The following is a 15,784-nucleotide window of genomic DNA, read 5'->3' on the forward strand; positions in this document are numbered from 1 at the left end:
AATCGCTCCAGGCAGACCTTTCGGTCATATGCACGATACCCAAAAGAGAGATGACGCAGGACGCCTTTGTCTTACCCCAAACGGAAAAGTCCTTCTTGCATAGCAATATCTGATGCTGATCCGGCTATCGAAATCCTGCGGCGAGATAATGCCTAAAGCCTGTCGACAGGCCGAAAAAAAGCCCTCCGTCTGCACGGAGGGCTTTCGCATCTGGCGCTTGGCAAAGAGGCGATCAGGCCTTCTTGGCGTCTGCCTGGATGGCAGTCAGCGCAATGGTGAAGACGATGTCATCAACCAGCGCGCCGCGCGAGAGGTCATTGACCGGCTTGCGCAGGCCTTGCAGCATCGGGCCGACGGAAACCACTTTGGCGCTACGCTGCACAGCCTTGTAAGTGGTGTTGCCGGTATTCAAATCAGGGAACACGAACACCGTGGCCTGCCCGGCCACTTGCGAACCCGGCGCCTTTTGACGGGCCACATCCACGACCGAAGCCGCATCGTATTGCAGCGGGCCGTCGATGAGCAGCCCGGTATTCTTGGCTTGGGCCAGTTCGGTGGCTTGACGCACCTTGTCCACATCGGCGCCTGTGCCGGAGGAGCCGGTCGAGTAGCTGATCATGGCAACCTTCGGGTCGATGCCGAAAGCCTTGGCAGAATCCGCACTTTGCAGGGCGATTTCGGCCAGTTCGGTGGCGTTCGGGTCCGGGTTGATGGCGCAGTCACCATACACCAGCACCTGATCCGGCATCAGCATAAAGAACACTGAGGACACAATCGAGGAACCCGGTGCAGTCTTGATCAGTTGCAGCGCGGGGCGCACGGTGCTGGCGGTGGTATGCACAGCGCCAGAGACCAGACCATCCACTGTATTTTGCGCCAGCATCATGGTGCCCAACACCACGGTGTCGGTGAGTTGCTCACGGGCTTGGCCGGGCGTCATGCCCTTGCTCTTGCGCAATTCGACCATCGGCGCCACGTATTCTTCACGCACGTCATCCGGATCGATGATTTCCAGGCTCGCCGGCAAGGTGACGCCTTGGGCGGCGGCCACGGTTTCGATGGCGGAACGCTTGCCCAGCAGCACGCAATGGGCGATACCCTTTTCTTCACAGATCACAGCAGCGCGGATGGTACGCGGCTCATCGCCTTCGGGCAGCACGATGCGCTTGTTGGCGGCACGGGCCTTCTGGATGAGCTGGTAGCGGAACGCAGGTGGCGACATGCGGGTGGAGGTGGGGATCTTCACGCAAGCCAACAAGGCTTCGGCGGAGAGTTGCTCGGCTGCGGCATCCAGCACCAGATTCATGCGCTCGTAGTCATCGGCGGCCACAGCTTGGGAGACGCGGCTGATGTTGGCTGCAGTCACGAAGCTGTCGGTATCCACACGCAGGATCGGCAGACCGGAATCGAAGGCATGCGAGGCCAGGTCCCAGATGCGCGGGTCGATAGAAGTGGAGTGGGTCAGCAGCAGGCCAGCCAGTTGGATGCCCTTGGAAGCTGCCAGCGCGGTGGCGAGCATCACATCATCACGGTCGCCAGAGCTGACCACCAGCGAGCAGGGGTTCAAGCGGCCGATCACTTCGGTCACGGAACGGCCGGTCACCACGGTTTCCAGCACACGGCGGCTGGCGATTTCGCCTTCCACCACGATCTCGGCCTTGAGGTGGCGAGCCACGTCCAGGGTACGCGGGGCGAGCAGCACGGGGTTATTGCGAATCACGCCCCACAAGGGCAGCTCACCCAGGGAAGCCTTAGCACCTTCTTCGCTGAATTCGGCCGGCGCCTTGTTGAAGATCGCGCCAGCAATGTTGCAGCCCGCGCCCCGGAACTGGGAAGCCGTCAGCTTGACTTCACCTGCCGGGTTTTCTTCCTGGGCGCTGGTCACCAGCACCATTTCAGCCTGCAGGCTGCGGGCGATGTCGGCATTCAGGCGGGTGGTGAAGGAGTAGCTGGCATCGGTATGCAGACCTTCGATCACCAGTACATCAGCGTCCTTGGCGGCGGTCATGCAGACGCTGACGATGTCTTCGAGCAGCTCGTCAATCTCGCCAGCCGAAATCCGCGAAACCACCTGGTTCATCGACAGGGCATTCGGACAATTGATCTGACAGATTTCACGGGCAAAGTGGATGGAGCGTTCGTTGGCGGTATCGTCCTGGGCAACGGGCTTGGCAAAGCCGACGCGCAGGCCCTGGCGCTGCAGCGCACGCACAACACCAAGGGCAACGGAGGTCAGACCAACGTTCTGACGGGTAGGAGCAAGGAAGAAGGTTTGCATGATGATCGTCTTCTGACACAAAGATTAAGGCAGGCGACTCGGGAATCCTGCGAGCGGTAGCTGTCAGGACACAAGATGCTAGGGGGTAACCCTAATACAGGCCGCTATTGTCGCAGAGACTTGTGCGAAAAGACACGGCATAAATCAAGTGTTGCACGCTTATGTCTGACTCGTTTGCTGCATAGCAAAAATAAGTGGGCGCAGTATACCCATTGCGTTCAGTTCTTTGCCAGCAAGCGATTTACTGGCTGCATTGAGCCATTTAATGCGCCGCAGAACTATATCTATCGGCCTAAGCCCAAAGAAGCGCGGCGCGAACCCTGTTTCCGGGCAAGATGCCCACCCACCACGGCTGCGGCAAAAGCCGAGGCAATCAAACCTTGATGCACACCCAGGTGTCGCACAAAGGCAACACTTGCAGTAATGCTTTTACATCACCGCCCGTTGCATCACGACCACACCCCATATCAACGCCCGACCTGATTACGGTAGGTGGTAAGTAAAATACTGGTCTCGGTCGACTGGATGCTGCGGATCAGGCGGATGCGCTCCAGAATGCTGGAGAGTTCATTGAGGTTCTCGGCCCGGATCTCCGCCAGCAGATCCCAGCGCCCATTGGTGTCATGCAAGGCCGCCACCCCCGGCTCCCCCAGCAGGGCGGCGATCACCGAGCGGGTTTCGTTGCCCGCAATCACGATGCTCATCCATGCCCGGATATTGTTGGGCTGGGAATCTGGGCGCAACTGCACCGTATAGCCCACGATGATGCCCTCTTTTTCCAGCTTGGCAATGCGGTTGGTCACCGTGCCACGGGAGACCTTGAGGCGATGAGACAGTGTTGCCACGCTCATCCGTGCGTTGCTGCGCAAAAGGCTGATCAACTGCTGGTCCAGGGCATCCATGGTGTCACTTTGCGAGGTCGACTCGCGCATTTTGCTAGGTTTAACTGCAAAATAGCACATTTCTTGCCATTTTGATTGGCATTGAATTAGTGGAAGATGATCTGCATTGCAATCATCCACCCACCAAAGGTGCCCTTCATGAAAACGAGCAAGCGCGTATCTTCCCGCTTCATCAGCGCCGAGCGTGCCGCCGAAATGATTGGCGAAAAAGGCCTCGCCCATTGTCTGCGCAGCATCGCTACCTATATTGAGCAGGATTTCTGCCGCTGGCAGGATTTCGACAAGAGCGCACGCGTCGCCAACCACTCGCAGGACGGCGTGATCGAGCTGATGCCGATCTCCGACGAGGTTTCCTACTCCTTCAAATACGTCAACGGCCACCCCAAAAACCATCGCTACAACCTGCCCACGGTGATGGCTTTCGGCGTGCTCGCCGACGTGGATACGGGTGTGCCCACCCTAATCAGCGAACTGACCCTGACCACCGCGCTGCGTACCGCTGCCATGTCGGCAGTGGCCGCCCGCGCACTCGCCCGGCCAGACAGCCGCCGCATGGCACTGATCGGCAACGGCGCGCAAAGCGAATTCCAGGCACTGGCCTTCCACCATCTGCTTGGTATACAGGAATTCCACCTCTTCGACACCGACCCGGCCGCCACCGCCAAGCTGATGCACAACCTCAGCCAACAAGGCATCGTGGCCAAACGCTTTGCCAGCACCCGTGAAGCAGTATGCGGTTGTGATATCGTCACCACGGTGACGGCAGACAAGACCAATGCCACCATCCTGAGCCCGGACATGATTGAGCCCGGCATGCACCTGAACGCTGTAGGTGGCGACTGCCCCGGCAAGACCGAACTGCACCGTGGCGTGCTGGAGATGGGCCGCGTGTTTGTGGAATACGAACCACAAACACGTGCCGAAGGTGAAATCCAGCAGATGCCAGCGGAATTTGCAGTCACCGAACTTTGGCAGGTGCTGACCTCACACCGCGAGGGGCGCCGCGATGCCTCGGAAGTCACCGTGTTCGATTCCGTAGGCTTTGCGCTGGAAGACTTCTCGGCACTGCGCTTCATGGATGATCTGGCCTGCGAACTGGGGGCAGAGGAGCGCATCTCCTTGATCCCCGAGTTGCCCAACCCCAAGAACCTGTTTGGCTTCCTGCTCGATCACCCGGCCCAGGCCAAACCCCAGGCAAACACACGCACAAGTGCCTGCGTAGCATAGTTTCAATTTTGGAGGATATCCACATGGTATGGAAGGGAGTCAGATAAGCGATGCGTCCAGTCAGCATTATTGGTGTGCCGACCGATGTCGGAGCCAGCGTGATCGGTGCCCGCATGGGCCCGGAAGCTTTACGTGTAGCAGGCATCGCCCAGGCGGTTGCGCGCTACGGTTGTCAGGTGCAGGACTGCGGCGACGTGCGTGGCCCGGCCAACCCGGTAGCAGAAGCCATCAACGGCTTTCGCCATCTCGATGAGGTGGTGGCCTGGAATCACGCTGTCTATCAAGCGGTTTATGAACAACTCAACAGGGGCCGCCTGCCATTGATGATGGGCGGCGACCATAGCTTGGCCATCGGTTCAATCAGCGCAGTAGCACGCCATTGTCGTGAGCAAGGCAAAAAACTGCGTGTACTCTGGTTTGATGCCCATGCCGATTTCAACACTTCGGCCATCACCCCCAGCGGCAATATCCACGGCATGCCTGTTGCATGTCTGTGCGGCCACGGCCCTCGGGCACTGGTCGAGATGAGTGGCAGCACCCCCGCCATCCGCCCGGCCCAGGTACGCCAGATCGGCATCCGCAGTGTGGATGAAGGGGAAAAGCGCTTCCTGCGTGATGAAGGTGTGCCCGTTTTCGACATGCGCTGCATTGATGAAATCGGCATGCGCCACACGCTGGAGCTAGCACTGGAAGGCATCGACGCGAACACCCATCTGCATGTGAGCCTGGACGTCGACTTCCTCGACCCCAATATCGCGCCAGGTGTAGGCACCGCCGTGCGAGGTGGCCCGAACTACCGTGAAGCTCAGTTATGCATGGAGATGATCGCGGATACGGGTTATCTGGCCTCACTCGATCTGGTGGAACTCAACCCTGCGCTGGACACCCGCAATATGACTGCTGAATTGGCTGTCGACCTCATAGAGAGCCTGTTTGGCAAGAGCACCCTGCTGACCCGGCGTGATCCGGATTCCCCGCACGCAGCAAGGCGTGAAGCCCATGAAGCGCTGCAAAGGATAGCGGAACTCGAAACCGACCCAGCCTGATGGCATAGTGAATAACAAAAAATGGGGAACGGATTACCCGTTCCCCATCCATCTGCTTACTTGACGGCAGCTTCCAGCAGGAGCTTGTCTGGCGCCTGCGCGTAATGCGCAAAATGCATCGAGAACTGCGCACGGCCTGAACTCATGGCACGCAGATGCCCAATGTAACCAAACATCTCGTGCAAAGGCACATCCGCTTCGATCACGGAGCCATTGTTACGCTGCTCCTGTGCCCGAACACTGCCCCGGCGGCGGTTGAGGTCGCCAATGCAGTCGCCCATATGCTCGGTGGGTGTCACCACCTCTACCGCCATGATCGGCTCCAGCAACAGCGCGCGCCCTTCCTGCATAGCCTGCTTGAAGGCAGCCCCTGCGGCCAGCTCGAAAGCCAGCGTGGAGGAATCGCGCTCGTGGTGGCTACCATCCAGCAAAGTCACTTTCAGGTCGACACACGGGAAGCCCGCCAAGGGCCCCGCCTTGGCCGCATTGCGCACGCCGGCTTCAACCCCCGGAATGAACTCACGCGGAATGGCGCCGCCCACGATCTTGCTCTCAAAAACCAGGCCTTCACCACGCGGCAGTGGCGCCACTTCAAGCTTGACTTCAGCATACTGGCCGGGGCCGCCGCTTTGCTTGCGATGCATGTACTCAACAGTCGCCACACGCGACAAGGTCTCACGGAAAGCCACCTGGGGCTTGCCGGTCTGTACCTCGACAGCATATACCGAGCGCAGCTTTTCCAGCGCCACCTCCAGTTGCAGCTCTCCCATGCCAGACAGGATCATCTGGCCGGATTCCTCATCCATGCGCAGGTGCAGGCTGGGGTCTTCACGCAGCATTGTCTGCAAGGCGTGGGCCAGATTCTGCTGGTCGGCAGAGCGTTTGGGCTCAATGGCGATGTCAATCACCGGCTCGGGCACCACGATCTGTTCGAGCACAACGGGATGATTCGACGCACACAGCGTATGCCCGGTCCTCACTTCCTTCAAGCCCGCCACCGCCACAATGTCGCCCGCCTGGGCAGACGGCACATCCTGCTTCTTGTCTGCATGCACTTGATATACATGGGCAATCCGCTCCTTCTGCCCGGTGGTTGCGTTCAAAACCTGCGTGCCTGCCTCGACATGCCCACGGTATACCCGCAGGAAGGTCAGCGTTCCATGGTCGTCACGGTTAACCTTGAAGGCCAGGGCGGCAAACGGAGCCGTAACATCCGATGGCAGATCGGTATGCGCCTCTTCTGGCGCAGGCAGATAGGCCACCACTGCATCAAGCACCGCTTGCACGCCTTTGTTCTTGAAGGCCGAACCACAGAGCACCGGCACGAAAGACCCCGCCAGCGTGCCTTTGCGCAGACATGCTTTCAGCATTTCCTCATCCGGCTCACGCCCTTCAAGGTAGGTCAGCATGGCATCTTCGTTCTGGTCTACCACCTGTTCCACGAGGCGGCTGCGCCATGTACGGGCCAGAGCCTGCAGCTCGGCAGGCACTGGCAGCTCTTCGTGCGCGACATCAGCGTCATCTGAGTGCCAGACGTAGGCCACGTTGCGCAGCAGGTCAACCATGCCGCAAAAGCCGGATTCACTGCCGATGGGCAACTGAGTGACCACAGGGGTCACGCCCAGGCGCTCGCGGATCATGTCGACAGTACGCCAGTAATCAGCACCGATACGGTCCATCTTATTTACAAAGCATATCCTTGGCACATGGTATTTGTCGGCCAGCCGCCAGTTGGTTTCGGTCTGCGGTTCAACACCAGCCACGGCGTCGAACACCACCACGGCGCCGTCGAGCACGCGCAGCGAGCGGTTCACTTCGATGTTGAAATCGATGTGGCCGGGGGTGTCGATCACGTTAATCTGGTAGTCGTGCCAGAACACCGTGGTGGCCGCGCTGTTGATCGTGATGCCGCGTTTGCGTTCCTGCGGATCGTAGTCCATGACAGCGTTATGGTCATGCACTTCACCCATGCGATGGCTTTTGCCGGTGAAATAGAGGATGCGTTCGGTGGTTGTCGTTTTGCCAGCGTCGACGTGGGCGATGATGCCGATATTGCGTAGTTTTCTTGTCATGATGAATCCTGTCCTGCTCTACCCGGAGAGCATGGCTGTATGAAAGGTCTGGCACTGACCTTTCGGGTACAGCCCGAATCAGGTCAGTCCGCGTCTTGCATGGGCCACCGGATATGCCATCCGGTAGCCGATGTAAGGCCAGGAGACGAGCGCAAGCACCCCGAATCCCGGCGGACAACAATTGACGCGATCAGTTTGTCGTAGGTGCGCATGGCAAGATCCAAAAACAAAAACCCCCGGGGGCAACTGCCAACCGGGGGTTTTACGGAAGGCAGCAGGCCTTCCTCCAATGCGAAGAAAGGCTATGAAATACCGGCGAAAATCGTCCGATCACCCGATGCAAGGCGCGCGAAGGCCGCCGCGTGAGCGGTACCTGCGTGATTTGCGTGGATGAATGTTTTCATGTTGGTTCTCAAAATTCGAAAGACATAAGTGTCAGTAAGTGGATTGTAGCCAGCTATTTTGGAAACTACAACTGTTTAATCCTGACAATGGGCTTTCATTCGCGTACGTCTGTTATGCCGCCAGCTTTTTCTGTGCCGCAGTGGCCGCTTCGCGCACCCGACGGGCTTCGTCGAGCAGGAACTTCTGGTAGTCGTCCAGATCACCCTCAAAGGGCTCGACCCCGCCATTGCTGACCAGCCAGAATTCGTCGCACACCGCACGCAGCAAGGCGCGGTCGTGGCTCACCAGCATCACCGTGCCTTCAAACTCGTTGAGCGCCATGCCCAGTGCTTCGCGGGTCGCCAGATCAAGGTGGTTGGTCGGCTCATCGAGCAGCAGGAGGTTCGGGCGTTGCCACACGATCATGCACAGTACAAGGCGGGCCTTCTCGCCCCCGCTCATGGTGCCCACAGGCTGCTTGACCATGTCGCCGCTGAAATTGAAGGTCCCCAGGAAGGTACGCAGGGATTGCTCTGTGCCGCTCTGCCCGGGCGCGCGCATATTGGCGGGAGTGGCCTTGGCAAGGTGGATCATGTGTTCCAGGGGGGTATCCTGCGGCTGCAGCACGTCCAGTTCCTGCTGGGCGAAGTAGCCGATGTTCAGGCCCTTGCCCTCGCTGATCTCACCGCTGATGGATTCGAGCGCGTGAGCCACGGTTTTGACCAGGGTCGATTTGCCCTGCCCGTTGGCACCCAGGATGCCGATGCGCTGCCCGGCCAGCACCGAGCGATTGATGTTGCGCACAATCACCGTGGGGGGCGTGCCTGCCGGGGCATCCGGCAAGGGGGGATAGCCGAAGCTGGCGTCGAGCATCGAGAGCATCGGGTTGGGAACGTTGAGCGGCTCCTTGAATTCGAAATTGAATTCCGCATCCGCCAGCACCGGGGCAATCTTCTCCATGCGTTCGAGCGCCTTGACCCGGCTCTGCGCCTGCTTGGCCTTGCTGGCCTTGGCCTTGAAACGGTCGATGAACTTCTGCAGGTGGGCGATCTTGTCGGCCTGCTTGGCCATCGCGGCGGTTTGCAGCGCCATCTGCTCGGCGCGCATGTCTTCAAACTTGCTGTAGTTGCCGCCGTAGCGCACGAGCTTGGCGTTATCCACATGCACAGTGACCTGGGTGACGGCATCCAGAAATTCCCGGTCGTGGCTGATCACCACCATGGTGCCTGCGTAGCGCTTGAGCCAGGCTTCGAGCCAGACCAAGGCATCCAAGTCCAAGTGGTTGGTGGGTTCGTCGAGCAGCAAGAGGTCGGAGGGGCACATCAACGCCCGCGCCAGTTGCAGGCGCATCCGCCAGCCGCCGGAGAAGCTGTTGACCGGGTTGTTCAGCTCGGCGCTGGAGAACCCCAGCCCCAGGATCAGCGCCTGTGCGCGGGCGGGCGCATCGTGCGCGCCTGCGTCGTGCAGGGCCATGTAGGCGTGGGCCATGCGCATGCCGTCGTCGCTGGCTTCGGCGGCGGCCACTTCGGCCTGGGCGGCAAGCAGCACGGTATCGCCTTCGATCACAAAGTCGGTGGCGCTTTGCTCGGTCTCGGGCATGTCCTGCGCCACCTGGGCCATCTGCCATTGCGGGGGGATCGAGAATTCGCCGCTGTCTTCGTGCAGGTTGCCATTGAGCAGGCCGAAGAAGGAGGACTTGCCGGCACCATTGCGGCCGACCAAGCCCACTTTTTCACCGGGGGCAAAGGTGACAGACGCGCTGTCGAGGACAACCTTGACGCCGCGACGCAGCGTGACATTTTTTACGAAAATCATGGGAAGGGACTTCAGCGGCAACTTCAAAGAGGATAAGCATGATAGCCGCCCGCGCATGACAAACCTAATCAATGCTTCTATGGCGCTATTTGCACACCCCTCTGGCGGGCCTCACGGCGTAAAAAAGTAGCGCACCATGTGGAAGAACATCGGGGCGGAGAAGCACACCGAATCCAGGCGGTCGAGCATGCCGCCGTGCCCTTCGATCATGTGGCCCCAATCCTTAACGCCCCGGTCGCGCTTGATGGCGGACATCACCAGCCCGCCTGCAAAGCCCATCAGCGTGATCACCAAAGCCATGCCCGCAGCCTGTAGCGGGGTAAAGGGCGTGATCCACCACAGCCCGGCCCCAAGCCCGGTGGCACTGGCAATGCCGCCGATGAACCCCGCCACGGTTTTCGATGGCGACAGGTTCGGGGCGATCTTGCGCCGCCCGTAAAGTTTGCCCCAGATGTATTGCAGCACGTCGCTGGACTGCACGACCAAAATCAGGAACACCACCAGCAGCAGGTTGCGCTCGGCGTAGCCGGGGATATCCAGCAGCAGGAGTGCCGGCACATGGGAGATGGCGTACACGCAGATCATCAGCCCCCATTGGGTTTGCGCGGTGCGCTCCAGGAAGCGGGTGGTGTCATGCCCCAGGCATGCCAGACAGGGCATGAGCAGGAACGCATAGACCGGGACAAAGATCGCAAACATGGCGTACCAGCCCTGCCACACGAACAGATACTGGATGGGCAGGAAGATGAAGAAGCACGCCAGCAGCGCCAGATGGTCACCGCGCCGGGTGTGGGTCAGCGTAATGAATTCCCGCAAGGCGAAGAAGGACACCAGCGCAAACAACACCACCACCCCGGTGTGCCCGCCGAGCAAGGCCACCCCCATCACCGCCACCATCACCCACCACGCGTTCACACGTGCGTTAAGGTTGGCGACCACGCCATTGTCGCGCCCCAGCCGCCAGCGCAGAATCAGGCCGATCAGGCTGGCCAGCACCAGCACTGCGCCGATGCCCATGAACAGATGCAAGGTCGTCTCGCGCACGGCGGCGGGTACGTGGGCAGAGAAATCAGGCAAGTGGGCGATCAGTTTCATGGTCGGGTTCGTTGTTGGTGGGCCACGGGTCATTCATTCGGTTTGGTGTGTAACGCGCTGCTCTCAGCGCTTGGGCAGGATATCCACAATCGCCTGCCGCGCCCGCGCAAGGTAATCCGCCTTGCTCTCTTCAGCCCCCAGCACAATGGGGGCGCCAAAGCTGAGTACACAAACCAGGGGCACGGGCAGCAATTCCCCCTTGGGCATCACGCGGTTGAGGTTTTCCATGGCCACCGGCACGAATTCCACTTGAGGATTACTCTGCGCGAGGTGGTACAACCCCGCCTTGAAGGGCTGGATCTCGCCATCCAGCGAGCGCGTGCCTTCGGGGAAAATGATCAGGGAATCCCCTGCGTCAAGTGCCTCCTGCAGGGGCTGCAAGGGATTGTGGTTGGGCGCGTGCTGGCCACCCCGTTCGATCAGCACACCACGAAACACACGCTGGATGATGTAACGCCGCAGGCAGGTGGCATTCCAATAATCTGCACCGGCTACCGGGCGCGTTTTGTAGCGCAGGCGCGGTGGCAACATCGCCCAGAGGAGCAGGAAATCCAGGTGGCTTGAGTGGTTGGCAAAGTACAGGCGCTGGCACACTTCCGGCTTGCAACCCAACCAATTGGCATAAGCACCGGTCAGCAACCGGGCCAGTGCGATCAGAAAAATACCCACCAATCTATCAAGCATACAGGGTGCCCATACCAATCAGTACAAAAATAAGCTGGCCGCATACTACAGTAGCCAGACGATACACCAACGTTCTGGAGGCACATGCCCGCTGCACCAGATCGCGTGGATCGGCCTTCTGGCGCAAACCCAACTGGCACAGTGCCGCATCAAAATCCGCCAGGGTATCGGCCGCGTCTGTGTATTGCGCAATCAGCTCGAAAGCCGCTACATCAAACCGGATTCGCAACACATACCATGCCAATGGCAAGCCGCTCATCAAGGCCAACGCGAACAGGATGCCCGCGCATCGCAAGCCATGCAATGCGGCGAACAATGCCCCCGCCACCGCAGCCGCACACATCAGCCAGCCCAGAATCTGCAATGGGCGGGCACTTTGCAGGAAAGCGGCGGTGAGCGCAGCAAGATGCCGGGAGGGGGAGGTTGGCTCGGTCATGATGACACCAGGGTAGCCAGAGTGCGCAGCGTTTCCGGCTTCAACACCACCTGCGGACGAACCCGTCTGATCTGCAACACGGCATTCTCCACGGAGTATCCACGATAGCGGATCAGCCATGCCGCCACGCTGGCCGCGCTCCGCGAAAACCCCAGTGCACAGCACACCCACACGGCCCCCTGCTGCCGGGCCTGCTCGATTGCCTCTGCCGCAGATTCAAGCATGATGCCGCTGGGTGGTACCAGATCCAGCATGGGCAGATTACGCTGTACCGGTGGGCGCACCCGCAGTGGCAGCTCGGCGCACAAATCCAGCACGGTGATGATATTGTGGCTACTCATGCTCTTCGCATCAGGCTGGCGCCCCAGGAACACACCGTCGAGTACCTCCACACCACAGGGCAGATGCCGCGTCCAGAACCAGACGTTCAAGCGTGCCCCCAGCAGATAGGGGCCAAAAACCATCCAGCTGCGCCAAGGCAGGCTCGCCCCCTGTTTGCCAAAATGCGAGCCTTGGCCGAAGAGGTAGATACAGGCCACCGCCGCCAGCGCACTCGCCAGCCATAACACCAACCAGACCGAAGCCTGTGGAAAAAGTGCGTAAGCAGCCCCTGCACAGACCACAGCTCCCAACAGGTAGAACGTCGCGCAACGCACGCGCACGTCATTGAATGAGTGAGCCTGCCAGCGCCATTGGGCACCCGACTCCGGCACCAGCAGCAGGCACAGGGCCCCCGCCCAGAAGCCAGTGAGCAGATCAATGAAATGATGCTGGTATGTGGTCAGCACAGACATGGCGATCAGTGCAAACCAGCCATGCAGCAGCCAGCGCGTGGCATACCGACCAAGCACATCCGCATAAAACCTCCACAGCACCACCAGCAAGCAGATGTGGAGCGAAGGGGCCTGGTTATAGGGCAGATCAAAACCTGTGAGTGCATCAAAGAGCGCGCCAGACCAGCCCTGGGTGACTGGCCGCGTGAAGGAGAAATGCAGCGGCCAGAGCAGGAAACCCGTGATGCATATCACCTGGGCTGCAAACAGGCGCCGCACGAGGCGGAAAAGCTCTTCCTTGCTGCGTGCGGTGAACAATGCAATGCCGTACAGGAAATCGATCGACCAGTAAGGCAGGATCGTCCAGGGCAGAAAGGGGATGACATGCTCCCAGCCAAATACATACACCCCCACGTCACTGCGCCGGGCGGTAAAGTGGTTGGCTGCACCGTAGCTGCTGAAGAACAACACCCCGAGGATTGCACCCCACAGCAAGGCCCAGCGCCATGGGCGCCGGGTTTGCGTCGGGCTGGCGCCTTGTGCCTCAGGCTGCATTGCGTTGCGCAATCGATACCGTGAAGATGCCCCACTCGTCTGCGAGTGTGTAGAGCTTGGTAAAGCCGGCTGTCGCTACCAGTTGATCCATCTCGGCCTGCACGCGGCGGCGCATGATCCACGGCTTGCCATCGCGGTGGCTGGAGAGCACACGGGCAATGAATTCCAACTGTGGATGCCAGGGCTGGCCGGTGTAGATGATGTATCCGCCCGGCTCCATGACATCAGCAATCCCAGCCAGGGATTCCTTCAGCATACTGTTATCAGGGAACAGTTCATACAGCCCGGAGACGACGCTGATCGTCGGGCGTGGGCTCAGGTTGCTCAGTGAGGCACGGCTGAAGGCATCCCCTTGCACAAAGCGGGTAATGGACTGCAAGCCCTTCTCAGTGATCAGCTTGTTGCCCTTCTCTACGTTCAGATCGCTGAAATCCCGCAGCAGCACCGAGTCCGGTTTCTGCGGCAGCTTTTCGATGCCTTCAAGAATATAGCGACCATGCCCGGCGGCAATATCCAGCACGTGCACAGGGCGTGCCTCGCCCCGCAGGCGGCCAATGGCATCCTGCAGGATCTTTTCGACATGCAGTTTGCGTTGGCGGATGCCACGCCAGCCGATGGCATCCAAGTAATTGCGGTCGATCAGCTTGCCCACAAAACTGCATCCGCGTGCAGCGTTGCGATACACGTAATCCAGGGTGCTGCCGGAATCGAAGCCGGTTTCGAACCCCAGCCGCACGCCTTCGGACAAACGCCCGCCCGTGCTCATCCCGAAGCGGGTCAGCGCAAAGCTCCAGCGCTTGGGGCACCACCAGGGCAGAAGCTGGCTGAGCTTCTGGTATTCGGCATAGGTATAACCATACTGATGGGCGTTGAGCAGGTCGGGCACCACCGGCTTTGCCTCAAAGCGGGCGAGCAGGAATGCGCGCAACTTGGTGATCGCCAGATGCCGATCCTTTTCGCCCAGCGTGTCATGATAAAAGCCATCGAGTACATGCTTCTCCTTCACGGTACTGCCCAGGCGCTCGAAGAAATCATGTTGCGGTTTGTGATGCACCACCCAGTCTGCCCCTGAAATCAGAAGTTGTGTGGGGACATGTATGGCACCGGCATCCTGCACCACGCGCTCTGCCGCTTCGTACAATGCAACCAGGATGTTGACCGAGATGGGGCGGGCAATCAGCGGATCGGCCTTGAATGAGGCGATACGTTGCGGGTCATGCGTGAGGTAATTGGCCTTGACATAGGAATTGACGAAGAAGTTGCCCACCAGCGATTGCAACATCTTCAGGCCCGGGCGGGCAAACGGCACGTAGAGCTTGACCTTGAACGCGGGCGAAGCCAGTGACATGCAGCGTATTGCGGGGGCATAGTCATGCACCCACGCGCTGACCAATACAGCGCCCACACTCTGGGCAATCACCCCAACCTCGCTCAGGGGCAGCGCGTGCTGTTCTGCGGCAAAGCGCACAAACTCATCCACGTCACGCACAAGGCGCCCAAAACTTGGGGCATATCCACGTGGCCCGGGTGTGCGCCCATTGCCGCGTGCGTCCCAGGCATAAAAAGCAAAATCCGGCAGGTCCAGTTCATCAACCACATGCGCCATCCGGCCGGAATGTTCGTGACCACGGTGGAACATGACAATCACGCCACGGGGTTTTTCTCCCTGTGCAGGCCAGTGACGGAAGAAAAGCGGCTCACCATCGCTGGCAGTGAAAGTACTTTCGATAACTTGACGGCTCATGCTTTCTCCAAAGGAAGGCAACAGATGCTGCACTACATGACAAAGTACTTGGCAAGCACTTTCATTCACATCTTGGTCTGTGCCTCACGCAGACCTTCCCGTATCCGGCGAATGATGGTCAGCGCGCATAAGACACTCATGACGGGGAAGACGACAAACGCCCATTGCTGCGTGGGCAGCCCCAGGCCAACCCACAGTGCGAGCGCGCCCGTGGCAAAAGCGCGGTCGCTCTTGCCAAAGGGGCCGTCATAACGGCGGGATGCCCCGACCATGAGGCCCAGCACGCCAGTCATTTCGACAATGACGGAGCATAGAATGAATACCCAGACCCACAAGGGCGCGAAAAACGCCAAGTAGGCAAAGGGTAGATACAGGCAGGCATCCGAGATGACATCTGTGAGTTCATTCAGATAGGCGCCCAGTGCGGACTTCTGCCCGAATTCGCGCGCCAGCATGCCATCGATGGCATTGAGTGCCATCCGCAAAAACATCCACAGTGGAATCAGCAGAAACCCGGCCGGGGCAGGATGGGCCGCAAGGTACAGGCCCAGGGCCACAGAGATCAGGCAGGCCACGAGCGTGACTTGGTTTGCCGTCACCTTGGCCGCATACAAGGCGCGCACCAATGGCCGCAGCAGAGACTGAAATTTCGGTTTCAGGGCATAAATGCTCATGGTGTGGATATCTTAAAATGTGTGAGGGCATGCCGATACACATTCTCGCATATCCCGGCTCATGCAGCGTGCCGAAGTATCCACGGAGAGTAAGTTCGC

12 protein-coding genes are annotated in these 15,784 nt (G+C 59.6%); 2 read left to right on the forward strand and 10 right to left on the reverse strand.

The features are described 5' to 3' along the window. Positions 1 to 232: 232 nt before the first annotated feature. Positions 233 to 2,278 carry a phosphate acetyltransferase gene (gene pta, locus B145_RS0101675; protein WP_026258727.1) on the reverse strand — a complete coding sequence of 682 codons (2,046 nt, stop codon included), beginning with the start codon at positions 2,276 to 2,278 and terminating at the stop codon, positions 233 to 235. Positions 2,279 to 2,745: 467 nt separating this feature from the next. Next, the gene (locus B145_RS0101680) at positions 2,746 to 3,210 is read right to left on the reverse strand and encodes an Lrp/AsnC family transcriptional regulator (protein ID WP_018604725.1); all 465 of its coding nucleotides are present in this window, start codon (positions 3,208 to 3,210) and stop codon (positions 2,746 to 2,748) included. Positions 3,211 to 3,318: 108 nt separating this feature from the next. On the opposite strand from B145_RS0101680, the gene B145_RS0101685 reads away from it, so the two are divergent. Continuing rightward, positions 3,319 to 4,407, forward strand: a complete 1,089-nt coding sequence (locus tag B145_RS0101685) for an ornithine cyclodeaminase (RefSeq protein ID WP_033406066.1) — start codon at positions 3,319 to 3,321, stop codon at positions 4,405 to 4,407. 50 nt (positions 4,408 to 4,457) lie between these two features. Further along, positions 4,458 to 5,453, forward strand: a complete 996-nt coding sequence (rocF, locus tag B145_RS24035) for an arginase (RefSeq protein WP_018604727.1) — start codon at positions 4,458 to 4,460, stop codon at positions 5,451 to 5,453. 56 nt (positions 5,454 to 5,509) lie between these two features. Here rocF and fusA read toward each other — a convergent pair whose 3' ends face one another. The 8 genes from fusA to B145_RS0101730 form a co-directional block, all read right to left on the reverse strand. Next, a complete protein-coding gene (fusA, locus tag B145_RS0101695) occupies positions 5,510 to 7,525 on the reverse strand; it encodes an elongation factor G (protein ID WP_018604728.1) in 2,016 nt (671 codons plus the stop codon). Between the two features lie 516 nt (positions 7,526 to 8,041). Then, complete coding sequence (locus B145_RS0101700; RefSeq protein ID WP_018604730.1) at positions 8,042 to 9,724, reverse strand: ABC-F family ATP-binding cassette domain-containing protein; 1,683 nt, start codon at positions 9,722 to 9,724, stop codon at positions 8,042 to 8,044. A 111-nt stretch (positions 9,725 to 9,835) separates the two neighbouring features. After that, complete coding sequence (locus B145_RS0101705) at positions 9,836 to 10,819, reverse strand: phosphatidate cytidylyltransferase (RefSeq protein WP_018604731.1); 984 nt, start codon at positions 10,817 to 10,819, stop codon at positions 9,836 to 9,838. A gap of 63 nt (positions 10,820 to 10,882) precedes the next feature. Continuing rightward, entirely contained in the window at positions 10,883 to 11,503 is a 621-nt protein-coding gene (locus tag B145_RS0101710) for a lysophospholipid acyltransferase family protein (protein WP_026258731.1), read from the reverse strand. Then, a complete protein-coding gene (locus B145_RS0101715) occupies positions 11,496 to 11,939 on the reverse strand; it encodes a hypothetical protein (RefSeq protein ID WP_018604733.1) in 444 nt (147 codons plus the stop codon). Before B145_RS0101715 ends, B145_RS0101710 begins: the two co-directional genes overlap by 8 nt. Then, positions 11,936 to 13,267 carry a phosphatase PAP2/dual specificity phosphatase family protein gene (locus B145_RS0101720; protein ID WP_018604734.1) on the reverse strand — a complete coding sequence of 444 codons (1,332 nt, stop codon included), beginning with the start codon at positions 13,265 to 13,267 and terminating at the stop codon, positions 11,936 to 11,938. The genes B145_RS0101715 and B145_RS0101720 overlap by 4 nt, the downstream gene beginning before the upstream one ends. After that, positions 13,257 to 15,011, reverse strand: coding sequence for a bifunctional alpha/beta hydrolase/class I SAM-dependent methyltransferase (locus B145_RS0101725; RefSeq protein ID WP_018604735.1), 1,755 nt, complete (start codon positions 15,009 to 15,011; stop codon positions 13,257 to 13,259). The genes B145_RS0101720 and B145_RS0101725 overlap by 11 nt, the downstream gene beginning before the upstream one ends. A 65-nt stretch (positions 15,012 to 15,076) precedes the next feature. Then, positions 15,077 to 15,685, reverse strand: coding sequence for a CDP-alcohol phosphatidyltransferase family protein (locus B145_RS0101730; protein ID WP_018604736.1), 609 nt, complete (start codon positions 15,683 to 15,685; stop codon positions 15,077 to 15,079). Between the last annotated feature and the right edge of the window lie 99 nt (positions 15,686 to 15,784).

The sequence above is a fragment of the Uliginosibacterium gangwonense DSM 18521 genome (assembly GCF_000373965.1).
Taxonomy (GTDB): domain Bacteria; phylum Pseudomonadota; class Gammaproteobacteria; order Burkholderiales; family Rhodocyclaceae; genus Uliginosibacterium; species Uliginosibacterium gangwonense.

Bases quoted from the DNA above. Each gene is read 5' to 3' on its own strand.
- pta (WP_026258727.1), bottom strand. From the start codon at position 2,278: ATGCAAACCTTCTTCCTTGCTCCTACCCGTCAGAACGTTGGTCTGACC.
- B145_RS0101680 (WP_018604725.1), bottom strand. From the start codon at position 3,210: ATGCGCGAGTCGACCTCGCAAAGTGACACCATGGATGCCCTGGACCAG.
- B145_RS0101685 (WP_033406066.1), top strand. From the start codon at position 3,319: ATGAAAACGAGCAAGCGCGTATCTTCCCGCTTCATCAGCGCCGAGCGT.
- rocF (WP_018604727.1), top strand. From the start codon at position 4,458: ATGCGTCCAGTCAGCATTATTGGTGTGCCGACCGATGTCGGAGCCAGC.
- fusA (WP_018604728.1), bottom strand. From the start codon at position 7,525: ATGACAAGAAAACTACGCAATATCGGCATCATCGCCCACGTCGACGCT.
- B145_RS0101700 (WP_018604730.1), bottom strand. From the start codon at position 9,724: ATGATTTTCGTAAAAAATGTCACGCTGCGTCGCGGCGTCAAGGTTGTC.
- B145_RS0101705 (WP_018604731.1), bottom strand. From the start codon at position 10,819: ATGAAACTGATCGCCCACTTGCCTGATTTCTCTGCCCACGTACCCGCC.
- B145_RS0101710 (WP_026258731.1), bottom strand. From the start codon at position 11,503: ATGCTTGATAGATTGGTGGGTATTTTTCTGATCGCACTGGCCCGGTTG.
- B145_RS0101715 (WP_018604733.1), bottom strand. From the start codon at position 11,939: ATGACCGAGCCAACCTCCCCCTCCCGGCATCTTGCTGCGCTCACCGCC.
- B145_RS0101720 (WP_018604734.1), bottom strand. From the start codon at position 13,267: ATGCAGCCTGAGGCACAAGGCGCCAGCCCGACGCAAACCCGGCGCCCA.
- B145_RS0101725 (WP_018604735.1), bottom strand. From the start codon at position 15,011: ATGAGCCGTCAAGTTATCGAAAGTACTTTCACTGCCAGCGATGGTGAG.
- B145_RS0101730 (WP_018604736.1), bottom strand. From the start codon at position 15,685: ATGAGCATTTATGCCCTGAAACCGAAATTTCAGTCTCTGCTGCGGCCA.